Below are 25482 nucleotides of genomic sequence, written 5' to 3'. Positions count from 1 at the left end.
CGAACCGAATCCGCCGCTACCGCCTGGAGCTCCCCCACCTCCCCCGCTGTCGCTACCGGCGCGGGAGCGGATCGCACCGGTAGCGATGTCGCCAGCGCCGCTCACCGCGGCGGCGCTCAGGAGCAGACCCGCCCCTCCCCGCTGCCGCCGACCGAGGAAACGGCGGGAACGAGGAAGCGCATCAGCGCGGGCAGAGCCACGAGCGCGATGAGCATGAGCGCGAGGCCGGTGACGATCTGGAAGAGCCCTGTCCCGTCCGACTTGAACAGGTCGGTACCGGTCATCCGGAACGCGATCGCGTAGACGATCGCTGCAGCGGGCTTGTAGAGAATGAACGCGAGGGTCCAGGCCATCGTCTTCTTGAACCACTGCTGCCCGAGCTCGGTGTTCGTCGCAGCCGCGGCGATCGGGAAGATCCCCGCGAGGACGACGAGCATCGCGCCGCGGAAGATCATCAGCGCGACCTGGATGTAGGTCATCAGGACCGCGAGGATCCCGAGGAGGAACAGGCCAATGAGGCCGATGCCCGAGGTGGCGGTCAGCGAGATCATCGCGAAGACGTTCGTGCCGAAGCAGTTGCTCTCGCCGTTGGTGACGTCACAGTCGGTGGAACGGTTGAGGATCCAGACGGAGAACTCATCACCCGCCTGAGTGGCAAGGCGGATCACGACGAGCCCGGCTCCGGCCACAGCGATCAGAGTCAGCACGGACCGGGCGAGGGTGCGCAACTCGGCCGCGCGCTGAGTCCAGATCATGCGGCCTGCGGCGACGAGGATCGAGAGGATCGCGAGACCGCCGGCGTACCACTCGAGCTGCCCCTGTACCCAGCCGACGACGCTCGAGGACTCGTTCAAATGCATTGCCAGCGGCAGGAATCCGGTCACGAGAGCGGAGGCGGGAGGAGAGGATGATCACGGCCAGGAGGATGACGCCGATGCGTCCGAGGTGCGCTTCGCCGTCTCCGTAGCGGCGTCGAGCGGACATCATGACGCCGGCGACGATCAGAGACATGACAGCGAGACCGGCGGTGACCCACGTCACGTAGCCGAGGATTGTCTCGAACGCCTCCGGTACAGGCGGTGTTCCGCCGCCGTTAGACGCCGCCTCCCGGTCGACCACGGTCACCGGGGAGGGCACATTCACCCACAGGGTGCCGAGCGACACGATCGCTTTGCCGTAGCCCTCCAGGATGTTGTTCACGAACTGCTGCAGTGCGTCGTTGGTGGCGGCGGAGACTACGTCGCCAACACCTTCACCGATGGTGCAGAAGAGGTCGAGAGGTGGGCAGCCCGCATTGGGTGCTGTGGCCACTAGATGCCACTCCAAGGTATGTAGCCGCCGAGCGAGTCGAGCGGCGAGGCAGAGAATCGAGGCTGTCCGTTGTCAGCGACCTGCACCTTCCAGTCGCCCTCGCTCCACGAAAGAGCGATCGGGTAGCTGACGAGGGAGCCACCGCTGGTCGTCACGGTCCAGGCGAGGTCGATGACTGCTTCGTCGGCGGTGTAGGCGGTGATGTTGTAGCCGGGCGAGCTGGAGTCGGGAGGAGGAGATCGGAGCATCTGGGTCGGTTTCCGCGATTGCGGCATCACGGCCAATACCAGGGGCGACCATCTCGCTGACGCGAGGAGGCAGTCCGAGCGTCTGAAGACATGGCGACGAAGCTGATCGCGGAGAACAGCGCTCCTTCCGCGGTGTGGGCGAAGCAGGACCGGAAACCCTCATCCACTACGCCCGGTCCCGCGGTGTCGAACTAGCAACTGCGACGGTTCCAGCGATACTCCACTCCGCCGTGGGCGGCGAGGTCAGCGAACTCGTGTCCTCGTATCCGGGCAGGTCGCAGACGCTTGCAGCGTCTGCCCCAATCTCGGTTGTGGCGGAAGGGTTAGGCGTCGCGGAGGCGGCGGGAGTGTTTGCCCGTCGCCTCCGCGCAGCAGCGTGACGGCGACCAGGATCCCGGCCAGTACGAGGATCCCGACGATGATCGCTCCGAAGATGAATCCTCGACTGGTGAACGGGTTGCGCTGCTCCGTGTCGCTCATGACGTCATGCCTTTCATTGGTGGTGCGGTCGATGTCCTTCAGACGCTAGGCACCCATCAGGAAGCTGACGAGGGTGAAGGATGCGGACGATGATCACGCCGAGGAGGAGGCGGCCAAGCCAGCCGCCGATCTCTCCGCCTTCGCCGCGGCGGGCGGAGACGGTCATGGTGACGCCGAGGATGATCAGGCCGACGACGGCGACGCCGAGGCCAACCACTCGGCCCAGCCCATGGTTGTGGTGAAGGCCTCGAACCCGGGGGGCATGCCTCGGGGCCTGGGTCGGGGACGACGGCGCCGAGGCTGCCGGCGGCGGTGATCAGCTCGGTGGTGAGAGCGAGTGCGGACATGAAGTGCTCCGTTTCGTGTGGTGGTGGTGCGGGGTGTTCGGTGCCGCCGGGTAGGGCTCCGAAGTAGACCGGTTATCCGGTGGTGAGGGGGCCGTCGGCGTAGGCGACGTCGAAGTGCAGGTGGTTCGGCGTATCCGTGAACTGGGTGATGTGCTTGTAGCTGGTCGAGCGGCACTGGATCTGCCCGGCGCGCGATCCCGCCGGCACCTGGGGGTCGAGGACGTCGAGGAGCTTGAGGCGTTCGGATCGCACCCGGTCGTGGCGGTGTCGTCGAAGGAGAAGAAGTCGACCGCCTTCCCGCCACCGTTCATCCAGTGCGAGGAGCCGGTGCCGGCGCCGGGGAGCGAGCCTGTGCACTGGCGGTTGAGATCGGAGACGCCGACCTTCCCGAACGTGTTCAGAGCGATCGTGATTACCTGGAGGATCCGCACGTCGATGCCGCAGTTCTCCTTCGCGGTCCCCGCGGCCATCTCGCGGATCTGCTGGGCGTAGCGGTCTTCGAGTAGGCGCAGCCGACCCTCCTCCATTGCCGCAACGAGCCCAGCCGCGAGGGATTGCGCGTCACCGGAGACGGTGACGCATCCACCGAACGGCGCGGGAGTCGCGGGTGCGGTGCCGGTCGGCGTTGACGAGACGCCGACTGGGGCGGTGCTCGCCGAGGGTGCGGTCGTGCTGCTGCCGAGGCTGTTCAGGTAGGTCATGATCGCCACGGCGTCGGACCGGTACTTCGTGTAGTGGTTCGGATTGGCGTTGCGCTGCACCTTGTTGATCGCGATCGAAGGCTCCATCGATTGCCACGCCTCGACTGCCATGAGACGGTCGTAGAAGAAGCCGGCCGCGGTCGTGGGGTCCATGCGTTGCTCGACTGTGCCCCAGCTCGACTGCTGCTGGAACAGACCGATCGAGTCAGCGACCGACCCGTCCGGGTTGATCGCACCGTCCCCGTAGAGATGTTCACGAGCGAGGACTCCCCAATCGCCGTCTGCACGCCGAGCGTCTGCCCGTCCGCGCCGAGCCCTTCGCAGCGCCAGCGTTGACGATCAGCGCAGCGTTGACGAGCTGGTCGCGCCCGTAGCCGCCGACTCGAGCATCAGCCGGGATTGCACCCACGCTGATCGGTCCCCCGCCGGGCAGGCATGCGGCTGCAGCGGCACCGCCGAAGAACAGCACCCACAGCAGCATCGCGATCGCAACGACCGGCACCATGACCGCCGCCAGCACCCCCAGTCCCCCTTCTGCACCGGGCTACTCCGATGTCCGAGGCGTGATCTGCTCGACACCCCACGGGGCGGTCTGCGCAGAGCGGTGGACGAAAACGGAGTACTCGCCCGCGTCGGTCGGAACGAGAACGCGCACCGTATACACGCCGTCCCCATCGCGCACGCGCGCACCATCGGCGACCGCCGTGCACGGCACGTTCGCCGGGTCGACCGTCTCGTAGGCCACAGCGGCATGCTGAGTCAGAAACGGGTAGAGCTCACCGATCCACCTCTCGTAATCGAGAACCGGGCGGCAGAACGCAGTCACCGCGTCGACGGCGATCGTGATCGTGTCGCTCTCGGCGGTCACCTCCGGCGTCGGCTCGACGTCGAGCGGGCCGGCGTCAGGTGCGGGCTGCTCTCTGTCGGTGGGTTCACGTGGGCGAAGCTGCCCGCTCGCGAAGGTGGTAGCGCCGGACGGAGAGCTGGCAGGCGTCGAGGTCGCCGCCGAGTCGGGGCTGGTGCATCCAGCTGTGGCGAGAGCGAGTGCGACAGCCGGGACTGCCTTGCTCAGCATCCTCATGGTGTCCCCCCTCGGTTCGTCACGCCTGCCGACGGATCCGGTCGGCGCTTCGACAACTATAAGGGTGATACTTACTGCTGTTAGGATTGAAGCGTACAGATTGGCGGGACCGAAACTGCTCCGGCGGTGCTTGGCCGTGGCTCTGACGGGAGGAAACGGCTCATGCGCCACAATGGAGCCGTGTCGACTTCGCTCCCTCCGCCGTCTCGGGAGGTGATGCACATGCGCGCGATGACCGGTGAGATCGGCAATCGCGTCCTGCATTTCCTGTCCCAGGAGTCCGCGCGCACGCATGGAGCGACGGTGGCCGAGATCCTCGGGGCGGTGCCGGAGGCTCGGAACAAGGTGACGCTGTTCGGCTATCTGAACCCGCTGGAAGAAGCGGGCGCGATCATCGGATGGCCGGCGCCCGGCGCGCGGCATCGCAAGACTGTGACGTATCGGGTGGACTGGGAAGCGATCGACCGCCTGCACGAGATCAGCCGGGCCTACCAGAAGGGCCAGACCGACCTCTCGCACCCGCCGGTCGCTATCTGAGACAGAACGCGTTCCCAGTCCCCGCCGGAATGGGTTCGAGAAGTGTGACGCAGCGGTGCGCAAGCGCTTCGTCCGCATCCGCGACCGCACGCAGCCCGGTCGCGAACTGCACGTTCGAAGCCATCGGCTGCAAGCCAGCCTTCAAGGGCGAACTGATCCCCGTCCGGCGTAGTCACCGCCACATCTTCGAATCGCTCCGCGGCGTGGAGCATGTTGCCGGCCGCGATCACATCCCGGCCGAACCAGTACGTCTCCAGCACCACCGCCCGCAAGATCGCGTCGCAGACATAGTCCTCGAGCTCGGACACCGGGTAGTGACGCACCAGGCCAGTGCGCACGTCCAGAGTCCCCCTCCGCCGCGACGGGCTCGCGCTTGAGGACGCAGCACCGGCACGCGCACTCGACGGGGTGGCTGTTGCCGAGGTGGAAAAGCGCACGGCAGAGGACCACCGTTCCGCGCAACGCGCCCCGCCGGTCCGGCTGGCGTCGACGGGTGAGCGCCCTCTCCGCGATGTGCCCGGAAGAACTGCCATAGCGTTAACGGTACGGCAGGACTAGCGCCGTCGTTACTGGTGCTGCGAAATCCATCGAGGCGATCGTTGCGTCCGAAGACTTCGGGGTCGACGTTGTACTCGGTGTTGTGAGCGGTCGCGGCCGTCTCGACTACTTCCACAGCGGGTGCGTTGAGCGTCGCGAACCGCTGAGAGACGTCCATCGGGAGGGTCGTGTCACCCGGCGAGTGGAACAAGAGGATCGGGCAGCCCAGAGCTGCGGCCCGAGGCTCGCGCACCCAGTCCAGGGCGTCGAAGTCGACCGGCTCGGGTAGGCCGACGAGACGGCTCGCGAGCTTGCTGCGCAGGCCGACGAGGCCGAGGATTGCGACCTGACGGGGCAGGCCGATTTCGACGGCTCCCTGCTCGATCGCCGTCTTCCAGTTCAGTGCCGGCCCAATGAGTACGAGGCCTGAGAGCAGGTCACGGCGGCTCGTGCGCTCCGCTGCGAGCAGTGCCGCCGCCGCCGAGGGACCATCCGATGAGGACGATCTTGCGCGCGCCGTGGGCGGCCGCGTAGTCGATCGCCGCGGCCACGTCGGCCCACTCGCGCTGACCCAGCATTGAAGCGCTGCGAGGCACTGCCGGCCCGTCGCCGTCGCCGCGGAAGGAGACGACCAGGGAGAGGTGTATCCGAGGGCGGTCATCGCCGGCACGCTGCGCAGCGCGTGGATTCTCTTGGTGCGGATGCCGTGCACGTGGATCGCCCACGTGCCCTCCGGGTTCTCATCCGGGCCCATCTGCCACGCGGGGCGGTCGCCGAGAGGTCCGGGATCAGGACCTCCACGTAGTCGGGGTCGACAGCTTCGGGTCCGGCGAAGACGTCGCCCTCGCAGATGACGGCCTTCTCGCCGGCGAAGCTCGCACCCCAGGTCGACTCAATGCGTCGGGTGATCGCTCCCGTCACCGAGTCGGTGTGGATCGGGCGACTGAGGGTCGCGTGACCGGTTCGGTCGGTGCGGAAGATGCCGAGGATGCCGGGAGCGATGGTCTTGCCGTCGACGGCCAGCGTCATCGTCTCCCCGTCCTGGTGCAGGATCGGGATCTGAGGCGGGTCGACCGGAAGCACGACTTGGCGGGCGGCGATTACCGAACCGATGACTCCTGCGACGGCGACGCCTCCGGCTGCTGCTGCTCCGACGATCAACTTGTTCATTCGTTCCATCCCATGCCTGCTGCTCGTAGTTCCCCGTCAATCAGTCGCTCGGCGCGACGGACGACTCCGTTCTCGCTGGTGTTCAATTTCATTGCGCCGACCATGACCGCATCAGTGACCCGCACTTGCAGCGTCATCAGCCGGACGAGCTTCGCCATCGCTATCCGTTCCCTCTCGAACGAAGGACATCGGAGGAGCGGAGATCTCCCGCGTCGTCAGCATCGCGACGAGGTTGCGGGAGCAGAGGTCCACCGCGATGTCCCGCACGGTTCGCCGCAGTGGGAAGCTGCAAAGGCCGGCGATGAGGAGCAGGATTCCGCCGAAGAACCCAGGAGTGAAGACGAGGTAGAGGACGTCCGTCACCGCGGACGAGTCGGGTACGTAGCGCGCGACGAGCATGCCGGCAAGCTCGCTGGCTGCAGCAATGATGATGAGCGCGGCGCCGACGGTGAAGGGCCAGTAGGCGCGCCGCGGGTATGTCGACACCGCCACGATCAGCCGCACGAAGAGGGCGACGAGCCCGAGCAGGTAGATGCCGCCACGGAGGATCATCGGAAGCTGCCCGACTTCCTCGTGCGAGAACTTGGGCGAGGTCGGCCCCCGGTCGATCGCTGCGAACGCGATCCCGTAGGCGAGGACCCAGGCGACGAGGAGTACGACGGAGCGCCAGCGGACATGGCCGACATCGGTGATCGCTTCCACCAGCAGCCACATCGCGGTACCCGCGGCAATGACCATCACGCAGTAATACCCGTTTGTTCCTCCCGGTAATCGATCGACGTCCTCGAGCGGGAAAGCAGGGAAAGCGCCGAGCGCGAGTAGACCGACCGAGCCGAAGCCGGCAGCCGCCCACGGTCGTGTGGGCGGACGGCGGCGGGCGAGGATCGCAACGAACCAGCCCAGGAAGTAGGCGGTGACGGCGAGGAAGGTCGCGGTGAAGAAGAAGCGCTTCGATCGGGCTCACTTAGCCGAACCTCCGCTCTCCTGACCGGTAGCGCGGGTGCATCACCAGCGACACCATCAAGCGGGCGAACTCCTCCGCCTCTCCCTCGATGATGCGCCGCGTCGGCGCGGCATCTTCCCCGTCGAACACGAACTGCTTCGCGTGACGCACCGTGCTGTCGCCACTCGTGACACCCATGGCTGCGAAGTCGAACGTGTCGGGCAGTTGCACCTCGCTGGGCGGGTGACCGAGCAAGATGTGCGCGAGCTCGTGGAACACATTGAAGGTGCGGTAATACGCCTTCTTGTCGCTGCGAATGAGGATCTTGTACTTACTGGGAAGCAGCAGGTCATCGGAGACGGTCAGCGTCAGCGCGAGGTAGTTCTCCCAGGACGCGTCCCCGCCCTGGTACACCTCGATCTCGGCGCCGAGGACTTCCTCGGCGCGACGGATGACCGCTTCCTCGGTTGACAGCTCGCCTGCGTCATCCCCGGTGAAGATCTCAGCGAAGGCACGCTCAGCGGTACGGCGGATCTCGTTAGTCACGAGCCATGGGTCTTGCACAATTCTCCTCCCAGATCGCAGTAGCTACTCGCGTAGCGCTCGAATCGACGCGGCGATACCGCGAATGGCGGCCGGCGACAGGCTCCCTCCGAGCGAGCGTGCGGCCAACGTCTCGACTCCTTTGGACGCGAGCGCTCGGCGCAGTTCGAGATCGGCCTCGATCATGGCGGTGTCCTCAGACGTGGTCAGCTCGGTCAAAAACGCTTCCGGGACTTCGAAGTGCGACGCCAGGCAGGGCGAGCTCGCTGCGCGTCACGCCGAATCGCGAATTCGCGCCCAACATCTCGGAGACTCGCGCAGCAGGGTCCCGCGACGTCATCCTTGAACTCGTGCCAGCCGGCAGGAGAACGCTCAAGCGTCTCGCGAACTCGGCACCGTTGGTGAGCACGACCACCTCGTCGACGTCCTCGGCTGGCGAGCCGAACTCGTCGGCGATCGTGAAGATGTCCGCGACCTTGACGCCGAGCACTCGGGCGATGCGCTCGAGGTCGTTGGTGTCGAACATCGCGTCACCGCGCATCCGCGCGTAGAAGTAGGTCAGCGTCATCTCAGTCCGGGCGGCGAAGTCCACATTGGACAGACCTGCCTTGCCCATCAGGGCCTTGATCGCCGCGTGGACGCGCGCATTGAGTACTCGGACGCGCCGTTGCCAGTTCTCGCTGCCATGTCGTCCACGGTAGTCCTGTGTCGGTAGCGACTGTTAGTTTCAACACTTCCCACGGGTACCGGCCGGAACGTGGCATCGGGAGCCGGCGGAGGAGGACGCGTGAACGACTCGCTAGCTGCTGTCGTGAACCTCGTTCGGACAACGCGGCGGTTCCGCGCAGCTCGTCGTTCTTCGCGACGGCGAAGTGCTACTCGACCACTCCCAGGGGCACGGGCCGGACCATCTCTTCGGTCGTGGTCGGTCAGCAAGCCGTATCTGAGCATCCTCGTGCACCAGCTCGCCGCCGACGGGATCCTCGACATCGACGCGGCGGTGTCCTACTACGGCCCGAATTCGCTCGACACGGGAAGGGCGCGATCACCCTCCGGCAGGTGCTCCACCACAGAGCCGGCTTCTCGACGTCGCGAGGCCTCCTCGGCGACGCGCTCGCCATGACGAACTGGCGGCGCTCGATCCGCAACATCGAGAACGCCCGACTCAAGACGGCCCCGGGCGCCGTGCCCGCTTACCAGGTCTTCACCTACGGCCACATCTTGGGCGAGGTGATCCAGCGCGTCACGGGGGAACCGCTCAAGCGCGTGATGACCGAGACGCTGCTCGAGCCGCTCGGCGCCACGAACACGATGCTCGGCGTCGGCGAGAGCGACCTCTCCCGCTGCGTTCCTATCCGCAGCACTGTTCCGCTGGCAACGGCAGCATTGAACAGCCGGGCCGTCCGTGCGGCCGTGATTCCCAGCGCGGGTATGTCCACGACCGCGAGAGATGCTGCGCGCTTCTACGAGATGCTGCTCAACGGCGGCCGAAACCGCACCGAGCACGGGTCATCTCACCGGAGATCCTGTCTCAGGCCACCGCTGCCAGTTCGACCGTCGCTGACGTCGGACGGCTTCGCCCGCACCCCGATCCTCTCGGCGCACGGCTTCCAGCTCGGCGGCCGCACGCCCAGCCCCTTCCCGCCCCTCGGATCAGTCGTTAGTCCGCGAGCCTTTGGCCACAGCGGGTCAAACGTCTGCGTCGCATGGCCGACCCGACCGCCGACTCGTCGTCGCCTACCTCACCAACTTGGTCGCCTCGAACGGCGCGCGTCACATGGCAGCCGTCTCCAACGCGGTTGCAGCAAGAGTTCGAGCCGGCCAACCAAGCTATTAACGAACCGCAGGTAGTATCGACTACGTTAGTCCGGCGGGAAAAGTGGAGCATGAGGAGGGCGTGGTCGAGATGACACCTAACGAACCCTCGCGGCCCGACCTCCTGGAGACGAACCACGAGGACAGCGGTAAACAGGTGATCAGAGGGATCTCGGCACTGCTCCAGGGTCCAGTCGGTGAACGCAACAGTGCGCTGGAGCTGGTATCCGGCGTTCGAGGAGTGAGACATCGGCTGCCGGATGATGCCAGAACGCGCGTTGCCCCATCGCTCGAACCCCGACCGGAGGCCGCGCACCCTTGCTCGCCATAATCCCGGGATTGATCGACGATCGACACGGCGTGGCGCGCACAATCCGGGATTAACTCGACCACGCTGGCCGCATGGCACCGATCAAGCAGAAGCGACGCGCGCGCAACGGCGCCGTCACCGTGCCCGTCGAGGTTCAGATGCCACCCGTCCTCAAGGACGACGTCGACGGCGCTGCGAAGGCCTCGGGCGTATCTCGCTCGCTGTACTTCGAGCTTTTGCTGCAGCAGCTCCGCGACTCCACTGGGCACCTGCCCGTCCTTGGCGCCCACGTTCGACATTGACCAGGAGGCGCATATTTCCGCTGCTTAATAGAAAGCGGCCCGCCGCGTGACGCGGCGGGCCGATCTAAGTTACGTGGTTCGAACCCTCACAGTTTGCCGACCTAGAGGTTCGATCCATCCAAAGTCACCAGCCCTCACGGAGGCTTCTCCATGTCCAGCATCATACCTACGCCCCCAGGCCGAGCAACGCCGGCCTTCGTTTGTCGGCGTGTCGCGGCACTGTCATCCGACTCTGCTCGGGCGCCCTTCCAACCGCCCTGCTGCCGCCGAGCTTCGGCCTGGCGGTTCACAGACACGCCGGTACACGTCCCGGCAATGCATGCATTCGCTCGGAAGACTGCTCCCATGAGCGCAATCAAGGGTCGTGCAAAGCGAGCAGACAATGCTCCCACCGTGCTGCTTCAGGCGCGCGTCACTCCAGACGTACGCGAAGAAGTCAAGGCGGCCGCCGAGGCAAGTGGAGTCTCAGTGGCGTACTACCTCGACACTTTCCTGCGTGAGCTCGTTCAGATGAACGGTGCGCTCCCCGCGTCGCAGCACCGCGACCCCAAGCAGAGGAGCTGCCGATCCCCGCCGCTTAAACGAAGGAGGCCCGCCGAAGCGGGCCTCGCCAAGTTTCTGTAGCTCGTACCCCGACACCGACCAAAGCAACGGGTCCGAGAGCTAATCAAAGTCACCACCCTCACGGGAGGCTTCTCTATGCCCGAAAGATTACACGACGGGCTGAGAGATTCAACGATGAATCTTTCAGCGAGCCGTCGCGGCTCGTCGACGACCACCGTTGACGCCTGGTCGCTGTCACGTCAGCTGAGCCCGCGCGACACCGTCCGGGTCATGCGCCGCGACGCCTACGAGGCCTGAACGAGAACGCGTATCCGTCGGCGTACCTCGTCTCTGCCGTCGGTCCGAGCACCCCCTGGGCGATCTACCTCGCCGACGACGCTGGCATCTTCCGACTGCTCTGCTTCGACTTCGACGGCAAGGACTCGCACGGCGTCGACCCCGACCTCATGGAGCAGGCCGTCGACGACTGCGACGCGCTTTCCGCAGTGCTGCACGCCCACAACGTCCCGCACATCGTCTGCCAGTCCTCCGGAACGGGAGGACGCCACATCTGGAGTCGGCCTTCAAAGCGGCGCATCCGCTGAACTCATCGCCCGACTGGCCGTTGCTGCTCGAGCGAACTACCGAACACTGGACCACGGCATGCTGCGCAACCCACGCACCGGCGCTGCACGGCCACCCCTCTCCCCCCATCGCGACGGCAGCGCATCGACGCTGCTGCGCGGACGCGCCGAGGATCTGCTGGAAGCCGTCGTGTCTTCGGCCTCGCTCGTTGAGGTGACGGAAGCTCTGGAAGCAATGAGCTCCCCTGTCCGCTCACTCGCGCTTGCTTCCACTGCAGCGGACGCGAAGCAGCGCCCCCAGCGCGGTCTCAGCGCTGCGGGCGCCGCGCGCATGGCGGCTGTCGGCGGTGGAGCAAATCCGTCATGGACGGCCTTCATGTGCCTGCTCTCCGCCGCACACGCTGGCTGGACACTGCCCGAAGTCGAGCATGCAGCTCGCACGGCGCCCGGCATGGGCACTACCGGACCAAGAACACTGGCCGTGGCGGGCGCCGACCCCGCTCCCGTGAAGAAGCGGCAGAGCGGCTCGAGCGACAGTGGGAGAAGGCGCAGCAGTTTGCGGCTCTGCACGCCGTGCTGCCCTCCCCGCGTGAGCCTCGCGATCTGACGGAGCTCGAGGGCATCGTCGCGGCCGTCAGCGACCTTCTCGAACGATTCCGCGTGCATCCGGGCCGGTGGGGTCGCACCGAGCGCGCCGCGTCCGAGCGGACGATCCTCACCGCCCTGGCCTACCTCACCCTCCACACCGGCAAGCGCACCGTCGCCGCCTCCGTCGAGATCTCGCACTGCTTCTCCGGCCTCGGCCACACCAGCCGCCAGCGCCCTCCGGACGCTCCGCGAAGACGGCTACGTCCAGCTCGTCGCGACGTGCCGAAGGAAGCAACGCGAGCGAATGGCGCTTGACCGGCACCTTTTCCACAAGCCCGAGCACAATCCGGACACAACCAGTTAATAACCCCCGCCCCCGGCCAGGTCTTGCTCCGAGCGCGCGGTCTTCCTTGACCTGCTTGAGAAGGAACTCACCGATGCACGCCACGATCTCTTCACCCGCTCAGGTCTTGGACACCTCGCCGGGAAGGTCTACGCGCTGCTGAGACGCGAAGCATCCGTCACCGTCGACAGCACCGCCCGCATGCTCGGGGTGACCGCCCGCACCGCCGCCACGAGCCTTTCTCGCCTGCGCAGCCACCCGACTCGTCGTTAAAGCACATCGACGGGGTGGAGACGATCCCTTCGCGACTTGCGCACCACCGCAGCCCGAGCCCTCGGCATCGACGGCCTGCTCGAGGACCGCGCCTACCGCTACGGCATCGAACGCGAAGTCTGGGCCTGGTGGCAAGCCGAACTCGCCCACCGCTCCTCCGCACCAAGGGAACGCCCTCGACGCCCACACGTCACCAGCCGCCCCCTCTTCGAGGACTCCTCCGCTGGGGAACGTGTGTGACCGCTCCTACCCCGCGACGCCGCCGGCCGCGGCGATACCGCGAAGCCCTTCACTGGGGACGCACCGGCATGCTCGCCCCCGGCTCCCTCTGGTGGTCCTCCGTCGCCGCCTAACCGCGGAATCGACGGAGCTCGATCGGCATCGACGCGCCCGACCACTCCCCGCCGTCCGCAGAACCACCGAGCACGGGGGCATTGTCGGACCCTCCGACCTACACTCGACCGATATCGAACACATGTTCGAATGGTGCGGAGGTGTTTCGATGAGCGTGACGATCGTGGAGCGGATATCGATCCCTCACTGGACACCGTGACGCTTGCATTCCTCGTCGCCGGCGAAGCAGTCGCGGCCGGGTTCCCCTCCCCGCGCAAGGACTACTTCGACGGCTCCCTCGACCTCAACGACCACCTGATCCGCGACAAGACCTCCACGTTCATCGTCCGCGTTTCCGGCGAGAGCATGATCGGCGCCGGAATCAGCGACGGCGACGAGCTTCGTCGTCGACCGCTCCCTCACCCCCAAGCACGGCAACGTCGTCGTCGCGATCCTCGACGGCGAACTGACCGTCAAACGCCTCGAGCTCTCCCCCAGCGGCGTGACCTTGCGCGCCGAGAACCCCGAATACCCGCCGATCCACGTCCCGGAGCTCAGCAACCTTCAGGTGTGGGGCGTCGTCACCGTCTGCCTGCACCACCTGCATCGTGCGCTCTGAGCGGCGCATCGGCTTGGTCGACGTGAACTCGTTCTACGTCTCCTGCGAGCGACTCTTCGACCCCAAGCTACAGCGCCGGCCCGTCGTCGTCCTCTCCAACAACGACGGCTGCGTGGTCGCCCGCTCCGACGAGGCCAAGCAACTCGGCATCGAGAACGGCACCCCCTGGTTCAAGATCGAACCCCTCATCCGCTCCGGACGCCTCCCCGAAGTCATCGCCCGCTCCAGCAACTACGAGCTCTACGGCGAGCTCTCCGCCCGCGATCATGGAACTCCTCGGCCGCTACTCCGCCTGGCAGGAGGTGTACTCCATCGACGAATCCTTCCTCGGCGTGGACGGCAACGTTGCCGAGCGAGCCAAGATCGGCCGCGCCATGCGCCGCTGCCGTCGCTCGAAATGTTGGCCTGCCCGTCTGCGTGGGCTTCGGACCCAGCAAGACCCTCGCGAAGTTCGTCAACAAGGGCGGCGCGAAGAAGCACCCGCGCCTCGGCGGGGTCTGCGACACCGACTGGTACACCCCCGAGCAGCTCGACGCGCTCATGGCCTCCCAGCACGTCACCGAGTTGTGGGGCGTCGCCGGCCGCACCGGGAAGCGCCTCGCGGAACTAAACATCAACACGATCCGCGACCTCCGCGGCGCGGACCCCGCGCTCATCCGGAAGAAGTTCTCCGTCGTCCTGCAGCGCTCCGTCTACGAGCTGCGCGGCATCGACTGCATCCCCCTAGAAGCCGCCCGCACCGTACGCGACCAGCTGATCTTCTCCCGCTCCTTCGCCACCCCCGTGACGACGATCGCGAGACATGGAGCAGGTGCTCTCCGTCTACGCCCAGCGCGCCGCGCACCGCCTCCGTGCGCAGGAGTCGGTCACGAAGACGATGAGCGTGTTCGCGTCGACGTCGCCGTTCGCGGACGCCCTACGAGTCCGCAGGCGGCCTCGCCGGCTTCCCTGTCCCTACCGACGACCCGGTAACGATCCGCTCAAGGCCGCGATCGGCACGCTGCGGCCGCGGTTGCGCGAAGAGCGCGGTACGTCCGAGGCCGGCGTCATCCTCACCAACCTCTCCCAAGAACTCCCACGCCTTCCTCGACGTCTTCGATGCCGCCTTCGACACCAAGGGCCTCGGCGCCACCATCGACGCCGTGACCAAGCGCCACGGCCGCTCCGCCGTCGGCCTCGGACTCGCCGGGATCCGCAAGGGACCCGTCTGGACGATGAAGCGCGGCGCACTCTCCCACGCTCCACAACCCACTGGGGCGAACTGGCGACGGCATTCGCGCACTGACCGCAGCTGCAGGCATGCGGAGACGTCAACCAGATTGCGGTATGAGTTCCGAACTCTCGAAGGTCCAGAACTACGGAGTCTGTAGGTTTGTAGCTCGTCGGGACCACGAAATCTGTATGTACCAGAGCCACGAACTTCGTAGGTCACGTCCCAAGACGGGAGCGCAATGCGACAAGAAGGACCGACGAGGGCACATATACAGAGTTACAGACTTCGGAGTTCTGTAGATCGTATACGTAGACGACGGGCCGAAGCTGCTGGCGATGGCGGCGGAGGACTCCGGCGCACCACCTGGCCCTGGTGGAACGAGCCGAACTCGAGCGCTAGAAGAGATCTGCTCCGTAAGCATCCGTCGATACGCCAGCCCCGCTCGGAGGACGACCAGGTGCGGCTTGGATCGTCGAGGGCAACGGCCAACCACACTCTGGAAGGCTCAGAACTACGGAGTCTGTGCAAGTTTGTAGCTTGTCGGACCACGATGTCTGTAAGTACCAGAGTTACGAACTACGTGGGTCACGTCGCGAGACGGGGGCGCAGCGCAACAAAGAAGACCGACGAGGGCACATATACAGAGTTACAGACTTCGGAGTTCTGTAGATCGTATACGTAGACGACGGGCCGAAGCTGCTGGCGATGGCGGCGGAGGACTCCGGCGCACCACCTGGCCCTGGTGGAACGAGCCGAACTCGAGCGCTAGAAGAGATCTGCTCCGTAAGCATCCGTCGATACGCCAGCCCCGCTCGGAGGACGAACAGGAGCGGCTTGGGTCGTCGAGGGCAACGGCCAACCACACTTCGTAAGTGACAGACTTCCGATGTTTGTGAGCTTCAACCGAACTTTGGTAGTCTGTAACTACGGAAGTGATGAGGAGCATCTATGCGCATCGTGTCCCTGGCCGATCAGAAGGGCGGGGTCGGAAAGACGACGAGTTTGATGAACCTTGCGGCTGTCGCCGCTAAGAATGCGCGAGTCCTCGTGGTCGACGTCGACCCCCAACAGTCGACGACCATGTGGGCGGCTCGGGCGGGGAGCGGCTGCCCTTCGACTTCGCGGAGAACACCGACCCCAACACGCTCGTACGGCTGCGGGAGCTGCCGTATGACGTGGTGTTCGTGGATACGCCAGGGAACCTGACTGATACGGCAATCCTCGGAGCCGTTCTCGACGTCTCCGACTTCGCGATCGTGCCGATGGTTCCAGAAGCGCTTGCTGTCGATCCGACGCGCAACACGATCAGCAAGCTCATCGAGCCGCGAGACATTCCTTATCGAGTCTTGCTCGGCAAGGTGGACATGCGTGTACCGAACCTCCTCGAAGACTGGGTCAATCTCGTGGACGTAAGCCTCAAGCTCCCTCGCTTCAAGCAGCACATACGACAGTACAAATCGATCAGCGATTCACCGCTCACCGGAGACGTTGTGACGCAGTACCCAGACACCAGACAAACCGCCAACGCGATTTACGACTACAACGCGGTCGCCCTGGAGCTCACCTCCATCTGGGCGCACTCGACCCCGAGGAGCTCCTAATGGCCCGTCAGGACCTCAGCGCAATGCTGTCCACGCCAGCTCAGGCGAATTCGTCTCCTACCCTGCCCGTGGCAGCGCCAGAAGGCGGTGGAACCCGCCCCAGCGTCCAAGACAAGTCGGACGGGGGACGCCGCTCCGGCGGCTCGGCGGGATCCAGTGGAGGAAGCTGGCTACCGATCCTTCGCCAGGAAGGAGGCGAGTTCGAGACGATCAGTACACCGCACTGACTGCGCACGCGCGTCGACTCACGCGAACCAGGCCTGCCGGGACCGAGCGAATAACGGAGAACACTCTCATCCGAGTAGCGATCGATCTTCTTCTCGGAGAAAAGCGATCAGATCGCGGGCGGGTCGGAGGCGGAAATTCGGAAGTCCGTTGGTCTGTAAGCAACGAGACTCAGCGGGAAGTCGTCCATGGCAGCCACCCTTGAGCAGGTCCTCCGCTTGGGCATCTCTACTGACCAGGATGGCCCTTCGATAGAATGATCTATAGGAGGTGGTTGCCATGTCGATCGCACAGACGCCCGATGGGGATACCGTTCGCCGGCTGCGCAGCCGTCAGGTCGTGACGAGAGTGTCGTACCTCCGGGAGCTGCGCCGCGCCGCGCAGGACACGACACAGGACGCAGCTCGCGCGCCTGATCGGTATCTCCCAGCCCTCCGTCAACAGCGCCTTGAAGTCCGCGGCCGCCGTGCCGGACGTGCGCCCCGGGTTCTCCGGCGCCACCACGTACGAGATCGCCCAGCGCTACGACGCGGGCGAGCTGACGCGCGAGCCAGACCATCGATGAGCTCGGCCGCTGGTCTTACCGGCCCGGCTCGCCCAGCGACGGCTTCGACTGGACGACCGCGGACGCGGGGGAGTTCGAGGACGTCGGGCGCGCGTTCGGTGAGCACCTGATCGACGCGGAGATGTACGACGAGATCCTCACCCGCTACAGCGAGCAAGGTCGGTGACGGGCGAGGACTCGTCAGCGATCGCCGCGCACCGCGAGACGGTGCGTGAGTGGGCTCAGGCCGGCGGCCCGCTGGGCCCTGCCAGCGAGCGGGCGACGGTCAACAGCCGAGACTGGTTCGTCCGCGACCCTGACGGCGTGGACCGCCCGCGCGCCGCGCGCCGGCAGCTGCGACCGCCTGGTCGCCTCCTACCGCGATGAGTTCCCTGACGTCCGTGCAGAGCGGAAGGCGATCATCCTCGCTGGCCCGCCGGGGGCCGGGAAGTCGACCGTCCTCGCGGATGTGCTCGGCGCCGACCGCGGCGCGTGGATCACCGTCGACGCGGACGAGTTCAAGCGGGCCCTGCTCACCGAGGCGATCAAGGACGGCGGCTACGCCCGCGCGATCAGTGCCGCCCGAGGTCCGCGCCGCCGAGGCTGCGGGGGAGCGGTTCTTCCCGCTCGAGCTGGCCTCCCTCGTGCACGAGGAGTCCTCCCAGCTCGCGATCCGCGTCCGCAACGAAGCGGTGCAGGACGGGCTGAACGTCGTGATCGACACCGTGCTCTCCTCGCCCGAGAAGGCCGTCGAGCTGGGGCAGCGACTCGGGTCCGTCGGCTACAGCGTCGAGGTCATCGACGTGGAGGTCCCGTTCGAGCTGTCGGAGTCGCGGATTGCCGGCCGTTGGCAGCAGTCCTACGAACGCGCCCTCGACGGGGCCGACGGGCTCGGCGGCCGATGGGTGCCCAGCGAGTACGCCCGCGGCGTCTACGCCGGCCCTGACGGCCGATCCCTCCCCGAGGTCGCCGCCGAGCGGCTGGCCGAAACCGGACCGACCGTCATGCGCTACCGCCGCTACAGCACTCCCCGCCGAAGGACAACCGCGCACGCTCGACGTCGACAAATCGCGCACCGCGTTCGGAGAACCCTGATCGACACGACCCTCGCGCAAGCACGAGCGACCGTCACCCGCAGCTTCCCCACGTCGCCGGCGCAGGCGCCGGACCGCGGCGACCGAAGCCGCTAGACCCACTGCCGGCGGCGCCCGTCAGCAGATCGCCCTCTTCCTCTACCGTTCCGGGGGCCGCTAGACGCGGCACCGGCGATGCCGGGGAGGAGGCCGCTGCGCGGCCCATTCCCCTGCGTTTTCTTCACCTCTCCGCGGTTTCAACCTATTTCGCTCCACCGGCTGCGTGCCACCGATCCCGAACGCGGTCGCTGCGCTCCTCACATCGCTCGTGATCGGCGTCACTCCGCCGCCTCCACTCAAACGGTTTTCCCCGCCGGAGAGGCAAAGAAAAGCGATCAGCCAGGGGAGACACCATGAGTGAGCAGCGCGGCACCCGTACCGAAGTCATCACGAGCGAGTACCACGGACCCGAGGCGGACGGGATCAGCCGGACCGCCCGTCAGGTGGTCATCGTCGGCGCCGGTGGCCGTGACCCGGTGACCGAGCAGACCCCGGCCGTGCACCTGGTCACCCGCGAGGGCCGCGCGGGGCTTCCCGGGGTGACGTTGCAGCACTTCGAGCCCGTCGAGGCCCTGCCCGCGGATCGCGTCGGCTACATGGCCTCCGGCGCCTACGTCGTCGTGCCGGTCGACGTCGCGCGAGCGCTCGACCTGTACCCGGCCGCCTACGCGCTGCACGACCGCAGCGAGACGCCCGCCGACTACCGCGACAACGACTGACTCCCCCCGAACCGAGAAGGAGAACCGACATGCTCACCATCACCCACACCCCCGAAGCCGGAACCCTCATCGAGGGCACCAGCCGCGGCGACGGCACCGCCGAGATCCTCAAGGCGACCGGCTGGCGCTGGGGCCGCTCCATCGGCGCCTGGTACGTCCCGCAGTCCCGCGACCGCCTCCCGAAGTGGTGGACCATCAACCGCGCCGCGACCGCCCTGCGCGACGCCGGACACGAGGTCACCATCGAGGCCGAAGGGCATTCCGCCCGACCGCGGAGGCGGAGGCGGCGACCCTCGAGCGCCAGGCGGCCCGCGTCGACGCGCTCGACGCGAAGGCCGACCGGCGGGCCGCGGACGCCGACACCGCCGACGCGGCCGCGCGCCGCGCATTCGACCGACTCCCCGAGGGTGGCGAGCCGATCAAGATCGGCCACCACTCCGAGACGCGGCACCGGCAACGCGATCGAGAAGGCCCACAACGCGATGGGCCGCAGCGTCGAGGCCGACCGCGAGGCCACCCGCGCCCGCGCCCGCGCCGACGTCGCCGCCCACACCACCGAACACCGCTACGCCCCGGAATGGTCGCCCGCCGCATCGACCGCCTCGACACCGAGATTCGCGGTTACACGCGGAAGATCGAGGGCAGCTCCCACAACTTCGGCGGTGGCTACATCGAGACGACCGCCCCCGCGACCGGCGCCTACCGGGAGCGACTGCTCACCCAGCGCGCGCAGCTCGAAGACCAGCGCGACTACTGGTCGGACGTCCGCGAGGCGCAGGCCGCTGCGGGACAGGTCACGATCCACAGCCGCGAGACGATCGCCAAGGGCGACGCGATCAAGCACCGGTTCGGCTGGCACGTCGTGACCCGCGTGAACCCCAAGAGCGTGACCGTCGCCCTCGACTGGAACGACGGGACCCGCCCCTACAAAGTCGCCTACGCCGACGTCCAGGGGCACCGCACCGCTATCGAAGTCGACGCCGCCCGCCAGGCCGCAGCCGAGGAGGCAGCTCAGGAATCGGCCGCGGCGAGCTGGACGGGATTGGGCTACCTACCTACCTGGGTAGGTAGCCGTGAGGGGCGCCCCTCACACTTCCCGGCGTCCCCGTTCCGGGGCGCGAGCTGCACTCGCGCAGCGGCGACGGAGCGCCGCCGCAGGCCCGCCCGGCTGCGCCGGCCGCCCTAGTGTCGCCCGGTGGGCTCCACGCTTTTTGCCGTGAAGCCTTCGGCGGCTCCCTCCGCTTCGCTGCGGTCGTAGCTACCTACGGGCTCCGTTCAAGTGGCTGCGCCACCGGCTCCTCCGAGACTTTCGGCACGCGGTCGCTGCGCTCCCTATTTCGCGCCGAAACTCTCTCCACCCGCCGCCCTCCGGGTTGCACTGCGCCCTCCGGTTGCTAAGGCGGAGAACCGCCTTCCTTACCGTTATTTCCGTGGATTCGGGGCAGTTGTAGGCTCCGGAACGCGCCAGGGGTCTCGGGTATGGCTGACCGCCTTCAGCCGCCCTGATGGCACGCCGTGATCAGCCGCCCGGGACCACGCAACGGCAGGACCGCTCATTGAGAAACGCGACCAGATCGCCCCGTAAGGACATGCCGGCAAGGTCGTTCACGGCGCACCGCACCCCTCGACGGAAGGACCCTGCGTGCCCCAACTCTGGGCCGGTATCGATGCCGGCAAGACCGAACACCACTGCGTCGTCATCGATGGCAACGGAACAAAGCTGCTCTCGCAACGGTTCAAGAACCGCGAAGCGTCGATCCTGACCCTGATGGGCGACGTCGCGTCCCTGCCGGGCGGTACCGATGTCGCCTGGGCGACGGACCTCAACCATGGCGGGACGGGGCTGCTGCAAACGCTCCTCAGCTCGCACGCGCAGCCGCTGTTCTACATCTCGGGCCGCGTCGTGCACCACGCCTCGGGTGCCTACCGTGGCGAGGCGAAGACGGACGCGAAGGACGCGGTGATCATCGCCGACCAGGCCAGGACCCGGCGAGACGTGACGCTGATGCGTCAGGCCGATGAGGTCACGACGGAGTTGCGCCTGCTCTCGGCGCGTCGGGAGGATCTGGTGCACGACCGTACCCGCGCAGTGAACCGGCTGCGCGCCATCCTGGCCCACTACTTCCCGTCACTCGAGGGAGCGTTCAACTACGCGACGACCAGGGGACCTCTGGTGCTGCTCACCCGATACGCGACACCCTCCGCCATCAGGCGGATGGGCGGCCGGCTGAGCGTCATGGTTGAAGGGGCAGGGCTGCTGGAAGTCCGCGGCCGTGGCGAAGACGGCGGTCGACGCTGCTCACGAGCAGGCGTCGGTCGTCGTGGGGAGGGGCAGCGGCTCGGCTGGTGAGCCGCTCCGCGCGTGATCTGCTCCGCATCCGCGACGAGGTCGCGGAGCTCGATGCGGAGATCGAAGCCGTTCTGCAGGACAGCAGGTCCGCGGATCTGCTGGTGTCGATTCCGGGCTTCGGGCGCAGGCTCGCCGCGGATTTCCTCGCCGCGACCGGCACTGACCTCGCCGCGTTCGAGACGCCCGACCGGCTCGCCAGCTCGCGGGCCTCGCTCCGGTACCGCGTGATTCCGAGAAGATCTCCGGCAACCACCACCGGCCACGGCGCTACGACCGGCGGCTGTTGAACGCCTGCTTTCAAGCGGCGTTCATCGCCTCGAGGAACTGCCCGGTCTCGCGCTCGTTCTACGAACGGAAACGACGAGAGGGCAAGTCGCACAAGCAGGCGCTGATCGCCCTCGCCCGGCGCCGCATCAACGTCATCTGGGCGATCTTCCGCGACCAGACCAGCTACATCCCCTCACCAGCAGGCCCTGCCGATTCCGCGTCGCTGACGCTACGGGCTGGATCCGGCGGATGAGGCGCGTCGCTAGCGGGCGCGGAAGATGCACTCGGCGGGACAGCGCTCGTCCCGGTCAGGGCACGCGGCGAGATCGTGGTCCGCGCGATTCAGGCGACGGCGCAGCTCGTCGAGCCTCGCCCGCTTCTCGTCCAGTTGCCGCACCCGCTCCGCGAGCAGCGGGCGCAGGCCGTCGCGGACGTCCGTACAGGAGGTGGTTTCGAGGGCACGCAGGTGCCGGCCGATGTCCTCGAGCGGGAGGCCGAGTTCCTTGCTGGACTCGATGAGGTCCAGGCGTGCGAGCACGTCCGCGTCGTAGTCGCGGTACCCGTTGCTGCTGCGGCCGGGGGTGATGAGTCCGATGGACTCGTAGTACCGCAGCGCCGTCGCGGAGACGCCGCTGCGCTTGCTGACGTCCGAGATCCGCACACCCAGACCCTACGGCTCCCGGCCCCGCTTGACCTTCGCGCGGCTCGAACGTTTACCGTTGCACCCCGTGCCCCTCCTTCTTCCCGGTCTGCTGTCGTGAGCGCGCTCGTCGCCTGGCTCGAGCACCGCCAGATCGCCCTCTACCTCGCCGCGATCGCTGCCGGCGCCGCGCTCGGGCTGCTGCTGCCCGCCGCGCACCGTCTGGAGGTCGCGATCGAGCCGGTGCTCGCGCTGCTGCTGTTCGCCACGTTCCTCGGCGTCCCGTTCGCCGCGATCGGCCGGTCACTGCGCGACGGCCGATTCCTCGCCGCGGTCGGGGTCGTGAACTTCGTCGTCGTGCCCGTCGTCGCCTACGGCCTGTCCCGGTTCGTAGCGGACACTCCTTCGCTGCTGTTCGGGGTGCTGTTGGTGCTGCTGACGCCGTGCATCGACTACGTGATCGTCTTCGCCGGCCTCGCCGGAGGCGCGTCCGATCGGCTGCTCGCCGCGGCGCCGCTGCTGATGCTCGCGCAGATCCTGCTCCTGCCGCTGTACCTGCTGCTCTTCCTCGGGCCGGAGGGCGTCGCCGTTGTCGAGGTAGGCCCGTTCGCGCGCGCGTTCCTGCTGCTGATCGTCGTGCCGCTCACCGCGGCCGCTCTCGTGCAGGCCCTCGGCCGCCGGCACCGGGCGGGCCGGGTCATCGAGTTGACGATGCTCGGCCTCATGGTGCCGCTGATGATGGGGACCCTGTTCGTCGTCGTCGCCTCCCAGGCCGGCGCCGTCGGCGCGGCCTCGGGACAGCTGCTCGTCCTCGTCCCGATCTACGCGGGGTTCCTCGTCGTCATGATCGCCGCCGGTCTGGGTGTCGCCCGCCTCTTCCGTCTCGAAGTACTCCGCGGCGCGTGCGCTCGTGTTCAGCGGAGCGACCCGCAACTCCCTCGTCGTCCTGCCGCTCGCGCTCGCGCTGCCCGCGTCGCTCGCGCTCGCACCGGTCGTCGTCGTCACCCAGACCCTCGTGGAGCTCGTCGGCATGGTCGTCCTTCCGTCCGCCTCGTCCCGCGTCTCGCACCGGCACGGACTGGCGCGCCTTCCTCGACCCGCTGAGCGGGAGAGCTTCGGACTGATGGCGCACTGGTCTTCGCTCGGCAGTGACGTCATCGTCGTCTCGCGCTGCTCACTTCCCGGATGCGGGAGCTGTCGAGCCGTCCTCGGACGTAGACCAGACGGCGTGAGCTCCGGTGTCGCCGATCTGGATGACGTTCGCAGTCGCTCCCACTGCGACGACGATCGCGAGAGCGGCGAGGATCAGCGAGGGACTGACCGAGCGCTCCGTCCGCTCGTGGCGGCGGAGTTCTTCCCGCGGGCGCGGAACCAGAGCCAGTGCGCGACGCAGAGGACGAACAGTCCGGCGGCCCAGGGCAGCAGGTGATCGCCGAGCTCGGCGTGGCGTTCGAGGGTGCTGCGGAGGGGTCGACCTGCCGTTCGAGCGCTTCGCCGGCCTGGGTGGCGAGCGGGACTCCGAGAAGGGCGACGAGGGCGGTGATCGGAGTGATCACGCCCAGGCGTCGGCGGGCGGCCGGCCAGACGCTGCCGAGGATGAGCATCAGGGCGGCGAGGGGAAGTGGGACGACGACGAAGTGGACGAGGAGGGGGTGGAGGGGAGGCCGTTGATCTGCCAGTCGGTCATTGCGCGTCTCGCTTTCGGAAGAAGGGTCGCGCTGTGGTGCTGCAGGTGGTCATGGGTCAGCGTCCGGTGAGGGTGGTCAGCAGGTCTTGGATGCTCGTCTTCTCGGCGGCCGGGTCGGGGCTGCCGGAGCGGACGGAGGAGAGGACGGGGTCGATCTGCTGGTCGACGTAGGTCCAGGTCTGGCAGTTCGCGGCGCTGAGTGCGGGCTCCGCGTCGTCCCAGGCGGTCTCGAGGTCGGCGGCGCGAGCTTTCGCGCCGGACTGGTCGCCGCTGGTGACGAGGGCGAGGGTGTCGGCGGAGATCGTCTGGAAGTTCTGCACGTCGGCGGCCGGGAAGTCCGCCTGCACCGACGCCTCTGCGTCGGCTGCGGACGGTGTTCCCGACGTGTCGCAGGCCGGGGCCGCGCCTTCCGGTGCCGGAGTGGTGTGCGGCTGGCTGTTCGTGAAGGCGAGCAGTCCGACGACGGCGACGGCGAGGATCGCCAGCGCCACGAGCGAGCGGCGCTCTCGCGCGATGGGTGGGTTGTGGTGCTCCGGCGCGCCCTTGTCGACGTCGGCCTTGCTGAGGAGAGGTACACGACGGTGGCGAGGATCGCGAGAAGGAAGACGATGCTGGTGACGAAGGTGCCGAGGCCGAGGCCCTGCTCGTCGGGGGAGAGGCCGAGCCAGTCGCCGATGTTGGCGCCGAGGGGGCGAGTCAGGATGTAGGCGATCCAGAACGCGAGGACGGGGTTCGCTCCGTAGCGCCAGAGTCCGGTGACGATCGCGATCAGGGCGAGGGGCAGGAGGATCGAGACGCCGGGACCCCAGCCGGTGAGCTCGAGGGTCCAGTCGCCGAGCGCGGTGCCGAGCGCGAAGGTGACGAGGACGGTGAGCCAGTAGAACGCCTCGCGCGGGGTGGTGTCGATGCTGTGGATGGAGAGGGTGCGCTCCTTCGAGAACCAGACGCCGAACACGATCGCGAGCAGGACCGAGAAGACGAGGGCGCTGGCCCAGAGGGGCACGCCGAGCTGGTCGGTGAGGATGTCGGTGAGCAGGGTGCCGGTGACGCTCATGACGACTACGGTCAGCCAGTACGCGGCGGGCACGTAGCGACGCAGCCGCATCTGGATCGCGAGGACGCCTGCGGTGACGATGATGAAGATCACGGCGGTCGCGATGAGGCCGACGCCGAGGACCATGTTGATCCAGTCGGCGAAGCTCTCCCCGACGGTGGTGCAGAGGATCTTGATGATCCAGAACCAGATGGTGACCTCGGGGACCTTGCTGAGCAGCCGGTGCACCGGGAAGCGGGTCGTCGTCGTTGAAGTGTCCATGCCCGCAGAGTCCCAGCCGGGACGGGGGCGGCGGCTCGGGATGCGCCCTGCTGTGTTGTGTTTGCTCACAACGACCCCGGAGCTCCCCGACCGCGATCAGGTCGGCACCGAGCGGAGCAGCTGAGGCTCTGTGGTTTCACAACGGATGCGGGGAAATCCTCCGCCGCCACAGGCCGGGCG

At 67.3% G+C, this 25482-nt stretch carries 28 protein-coding genes and 7 pseudogenes; 20 read left to right on the top strand and 15 right to left on the bottom strand.

Annotated elements, in window-relative coordinates; genetic code table 11:
* Positions 1-116: 116 nt before the first annotated feature.
* The 3 genes and pseudogenes from AC0CII_RS24800 to AC0CII_RS24790 all read right to left on the bottom strand — a co-directional run.
* Complete coding sequence (locus AC0CII_RS24800) at positions 117-884, bottom strand: hypothetical protein (protein ID WP_465231198.1); 768 nt, start codon at positions 882-884, stop codon at positions 117-119.
* 426 nt (positions 885-1310) lie between these two features.
* Positions 1311-1559, bottom strand: coding sequence for a DUF8175 domain-containg protein (locus AC0CII_RS24795; RefSeq protein ID WP_465231197.1), 249 nt, complete (start codon positions 1557-1559; stop codon positions 1311-1313).
* A gap of 26 nt (positions 1560-1585) precedes the next feature.
* Positions 1586-1732, bottom strand: a pseudogene (locus tag AC0CII_RS24790) (DUF8175 domain-containg protein); the annotation flags it as partial.
* A gap of 380 nt (positions 1733-2112) precedes the next feature.
* On the opposite strand from AC0CII_RS24790, the gene AC0CII_RS24785 reads away from it, so the two are divergent.
* Complete coding sequence (locus AC0CII_RS24785) at positions 2113-2355, top strand: hypothetical protein (protein WP_465231196.1); 243 nt, start codon at positions 2113-2115, stop codon at positions 2353-2355.
* Here the strand turns inward: AC0CII_RS24785 and AC0CII_RS24780 are convergent, their stop codons facing one another.
* The 3 genes from AC0CII_RS24780 to AC0CII_RS24770 all read right to left on the bottom strand — a co-directional run bounded on the left by AC0CII_RS24780 (position 2356) and on the right by AC0CII_RS24770 (position 3955).
* Positions 2356-3240 (bottom strand): hypothetical protein, encoded by an 885-nt coding sequence (locus AC0CII_RS24780; RefSeq protein ID WP_465231195.1) that lies wholly within the window; start codon positions 3238-3240, stop codon positions 2356-2358.
* 100 nt (positions 3241-3340) lie between these two features.
* On the bottom strand, positions 3341-3592 hold the full coding sequence (locus AC0CII_RS24775; protein ID WP_465231194.1) for a hypothetical protein: 252 nt from the start codon (positions 3590-3592) through the stop codon (positions 3341-3343).
* Between the two features lie 39 nt (positions 3593-3631).
* Positions 3632-3955, bottom strand: coding sequence for a hypothetical protein (locus AC0CII_RS24770; protein WP_465231193.1), 324 nt, complete (start codon positions 3953-3955; stop codon positions 3632-3634).
* Between the two features lie 435 nt (positions 3956-4390).
* Here AC0CII_RS24770 and AC0CII_RS24765 point away from each other — a divergent pair, with 435 nt between their 5' ends.
* Positions 4391-4705, top strand: coding sequence for a hypothetical protein (locus tag AC0CII_RS24765; protein ID WP_465231192.1), 315 nt, complete (start codon positions 4391-4393; stop codon positions 4703-4705).
* 974 nt (positions 4706-5679) lie between these two features.
* Here AC0CII_RS24765 and AC0CII_RS24760 read toward each other — a convergent pair.
* From AC0CII_RS24760 to AC0CII_RS24735, 6 genes are all read right to left on the bottom strand, one after another.
* A complete protein-coding gene (locus AC0CII_RS24760; protein ID WP_465231191.1) occupies positions 5680-5838 on the bottom strand; it encodes a hypothetical protein in 159 nt (52 codons plus the stop codon).
* A gap of 61 nt (positions 5839-5899) precedes the next feature.
* Entirely contained in the window at positions 5900-6271 is a 372-nt protein-coding gene (locus AC0CII_RS24755) for a hypothetical protein (protein ID WP_465231190.1), read from the bottom strand.
* A 252-nt stretch (positions 6272-6523) separates the two neighbouring features.
* Positions 6524-7153: a hypothetical protein gene (locus AC0CII_RS24750; protein ID WP_465231189.1), complete on the bottom strand. Its 630-nt coding sequence runs from the start codon at positions 7151-7153 to the stop codon at positions 6524-6526.
* Between the two features lie 223 nt (positions 7154-7376).
* Complete coding sequence (locus AC0CII_RS24745; RefSeq protein ID WP_465231188.1) at positions 7377-7901, bottom strand: hypothetical protein; 525 nt, start codon at positions 7899-7901, stop codon at positions 7377-7379.
* Positions 7902-7943: 42 nt separating this feature from the next.
* A complete protein-coding gene (locus AC0CII_RS24740) occupies positions 7944-8084 on the bottom strand; it encodes a hypothetical protein (RefSeq protein WP_465231187.1) in 141 nt (46 codons plus the stop codon).
* Between the two features lie 10 nt (positions 8085-8094).
* Positions 8095-8514, bottom strand: coding sequence for a hypothetical protein (locus AC0CII_RS24735; protein ID WP_465231186.1), 420 nt, complete (start codon positions 8512-8514; stop codon positions 8095-8097).
* A 171-nt stretch (positions 8515-8685) separates the two neighbouring features.
* Here AC0CII_RS24735 and AC0CII_RS24730 point away from each other — a divergent pair, with 171 nt between their 5' ends.
* The 17 genes and pseudogenes from AC0CII_RS24730 to AC0CII_RS24650 all read left to right on the top strand — a co-directional run bounded on the left by AC0CII_RS24730 (position 8686) and on the right by AC0CII_RS24650 (position 21913).
* A complete protein-coding gene (locus tag AC0CII_RS24730; protein WP_465231185.1) occupies positions 8686-9021 on the top strand; it encodes a hypothetical protein in 336 nt (111 codons plus the stop codon).
* Positions 8958-9749 carry a serine hydrolase domain-containing protein gene (locus AC0CII_RS24725; protein ID WP_465231184.1) on the top strand — a complete coding sequence of 264 codons (792 nt, stop codon included), beginning with the start codon at positions 8958-8960 and terminating at the stop codon, positions 9747-9749. Before AC0CII_RS24730 ends, AC0CII_RS24725 begins: the two co-directional genes overlap by 64 nt.
* A gap of 432 nt (positions 9750-10181) precedes the next feature.
* Entirely contained in the window at positions 10182-10325 is a 144-nt protein-coding gene (locus AC0CII_RS24720; RefSeq protein WP_465231183.1) for a hypothetical protein, read from the top strand.
* A 1010-nt stretch (positions 10326-11335) separates the two neighbouring features.
* Positions 11336-11473: a hypothetical protein gene (locus tag AC0CII_RS24715; RefSeq protein WP_465231182.1), complete on the top strand. Its 138-nt coding sequence runs from the start codon at positions 11336-11338 to the stop codon at positions 11471-11473.
* Between the two features lie 639 nt (positions 11474-12112).
* Positions 12113-12355 carry a hypothetical protein gene (locus AC0CII_RS24710; protein WP_465231181.1) on the top strand — a complete coding sequence of 81 codons (243 nt, stop codon included), beginning with the start codon at positions 12113-12115 and terminating at the stop codon, positions 12353-12355.
* Between the two features lie 337 nt (positions 12356-12692).
* Positions 12693-12896 carry a hypothetical protein gene (locus tag AC0CII_RS24705; protein ID WP_465231180.1) on the top strand — a complete coding sequence of 68 codons (204 nt, stop codon included), beginning with the start codon at positions 12693-12695 and terminating at the stop codon, positions 12894-12896.
* A 288-nt stretch (positions 12897-13184) separates the two neighbouring features.
* Positions 13185-13608: pseudogene (locus tag AC0CII_RS24700) on the top strand (LexA family protein).
* Positions 13598-14218 carry a Y-family DNA polymerase gene (locus tag AC0CII_RS24695; protein WP_465231179.1) on the top strand — a complete coding sequence of 207 codons (621 nt, stop codon included), beginning with the start codon at positions 13598-13600 and terminating at the stop codon, positions 14216-14218. Before AC0CII_RS24700 ends, AC0CII_RS24695 begins: the two are co-directional and overlap by 11 nt.
* Before the next feature lie 192 nt (positions 14219-14410).
* Positions 14411-14620: pseudogene (locus AC0CII_RS24690) on the top strand (DinB/UmuC family translesion DNA polymerase); the annotation flags it as partial.
* 130 nt (positions 14621-14750) lie between these two features.
* Complete coding sequence (locus AC0CII_RS24685; protein ID WP_465231178.1) at positions 14751-14978, top strand: hypothetical protein; 228 nt, start codon at positions 14751-14753, stop codon at positions 14976-14978.
* 791 nt (positions 14979-15769) lie between these two features.
* Positions 15770-15859 (top strand): annotated as a pseudogene (locus AC0CII_RS24680) (ParA family protein); the annotation flags it as partial.
* A 44-nt stretch (positions 15860-15903) separates the two neighbouring features.
* Complete coding sequence (locus AC0CII_RS24675) at positions 15904-16422, top strand: P-loop NTPase family protein (RefSeq protein WP_465228318.1); 519 nt, start codon at positions 15904-15906, stop codon at positions 16420-16422.
* 1001 nt (positions 16423-17423) lie between these two features.
* Positions 17424-17660: pseudogene (locus tag AC0CII_RS24670) on the top strand (hypothetical protein); the annotation flags it as partial.
* A complete protein-coding gene (locus AC0CII_RS24665; RefSeq protein ID WP_465231177.1) occupies positions 17575-18381 on the top strand; it encodes a zeta toxin family protein in 807 nt (268 codons plus the stop codon). The pseudogene AC0CII_RS24670 and the gene AC0CII_RS24665, both read left to right, overlap by 86 nt.
* 296 nt (positions 18382-18677) lie before the next feature.
* The gene (locus AC0CII_RS24660; protein ID WP_465231176.1) at positions 18678-19043 is read left to right on the top strand and encodes a hypothetical protein; all 366 of its coding nucleotides are present in this window, start codon (positions 18678-18680) and stop codon (positions 19041-19043) included.
* A gap of 184 nt (positions 19044-19227) precedes the next feature.
* The gene (locus AC0CII_RS24655; protein ID WP_465231175.1) at positions 19228-20229 is read left to right on the top strand and encodes a DUF3560 domain-containing protein; all 1002 of its coding nucleotides are present in this window, start codon (positions 19228-19230) and stop codon (positions 20227-20229) included.
* Positions 20230-20685: 456 nt separating this feature from the next.
* A pseudogene (locus AC0CII_RS24650) lies at positions 20686-21913 on the top strand (IS110 family RNA-guided transposase).
* A gap of 9 nt (positions 21914-21922) precedes the next feature.
* On the opposite strand, the gene AC0CII_RS24645 reads toward AC0CII_RS24650, so the two are convergent.
* On the bottom strand, positions 21923-22321 hold the full coding sequence (locus AC0CII_RS24645) for a MerR family transcriptional regulator (protein WP_465231174.1): 399 nt from the start codon (positions 22319-22321) through the stop codon (positions 21923-21925).
* Between the two features lie 96 nt (positions 22322-22417).
* Between AC0CII_RS24645 and AC0CII_RS24640 the strand changes: the two are divergent.
* A pseudogene (locus AC0CII_RS24640) lies at positions 22418-23404 on the top strand (bile acid:sodium symporter).
* A 50-nt stretch (positions 23405-23454) separates the two neighbouring features.
* Here AC0CII_RS24640 and AC0CII_RS24635 read toward each other — a convergent pair.
* Positions 23455-23904: a hypothetical protein gene (locus AC0CII_RS24635; protein ID WP_465231173.1), complete on the bottom strand. Its 450-nt coding sequence runs from the start codon at positions 23902-23904 to the stop codon at positions 23455-23457.
* A 159-nt stretch (positions 23905-24063) separates the two neighbouring features.
* Entirely contained in the window at positions 24064-25371 is a 1308-nt protein-coding gene (locus tag AC0CII_RS24630) for a COG4705 family protein (RefSeq protein WP_465231172.1), read from the bottom strand.
* Positions 25372-25482: the final 111 nt, after the last annotated feature.

Source organism: Rathayibacter sp. AC182 (genome assembly GCF_979253875.1).
This window is presented reverse-complemented; position numbering and strand designations above follow the sequence as displayed.

Coding starts and splice junctions, on each gene's coding strand:
- AC0CII_RS24740 (WP_465231187.1), bottom strand. CDS start 8,084: ATGATCGAGGCCGATCTCGAACTGCGCCGAGCGCTCGCGTCCAAAGGA.
- AC0CII_RS24665 (WP_465231177.1), top strand. CDS start 17,575: ATGAGTTCCCTGACGTCCGTGCAGAGCGGAAGGCGATCATCCTCGCTG.
- AC0CII_RS24775 (WP_465231194.1), bottom strand. CDS start 3,592: ATGGTGCCGGTCGTTGCGATCGCGATGCTGCTGTGGGTGCTGTTCTTC.
- AC0CII_RS24795 (WP_465231197.1), bottom strand. CDS start 1,559: ATGCTCCGATCTCCTCCTCCCGACTCCAGCTCGCCCGGCTACAACATC.
- AC0CII_RS24660 (WP_465231176.1), top strand. CDS start 18,678: ATGAGTGAGCAGCGCGGCACCCGTACCGAAGTCATCACGAGCGAGTAC.
- AC0CII_RS24755 (WP_465231190.1), bottom strand. CDS start 6,271: ATGACGCTGGCCGTCGACGGCAAGACCATCGCTCCCGGCATCCTCGGC.
- AC0CII_RS24635 (WP_465231173.1), bottom strand. CDS start 23,904: ATGCTCATCCTCGGCAGCGTCTGGCCGGCCGCCCGCCGACGCCTGGGC.
- AC0CII_RS24735 (WP_465231186.1), bottom strand. CDS start 8,514: ATGGGCAAGGCAGGTCTGTCCAATGTGGACTTCGCCGCCCGGACTGAG.
- AC0CII_RS24780 (WP_465231195.1), bottom strand. CDS start 3,240: ATGGACCCCACGACCGCGGCCGGCTTCTTCTACGACCGTCTCATGGCA.
- AC0CII_RS24715 (WP_465231182.1), top strand. CDS start 11,336: ATGGAGCAGGCCGTCGACGACTGCGACGCGCTTTCCGCAGTGCTGCAC.
- AC0CII_RS24720 (WP_465231183.1), top strand. CDS start 10,182: ATGCCACCCGTCCTCAAGGACGACGTCGACGGCGCTGCGAAGGCCTCG.
- AC0CII_RS24765 (WP_465231192.1), top strand. CDS start 4,391: ATGCGCGCGATGACCGGTGAGATCGGCAATCGCGTCCTGCATTTCCTG.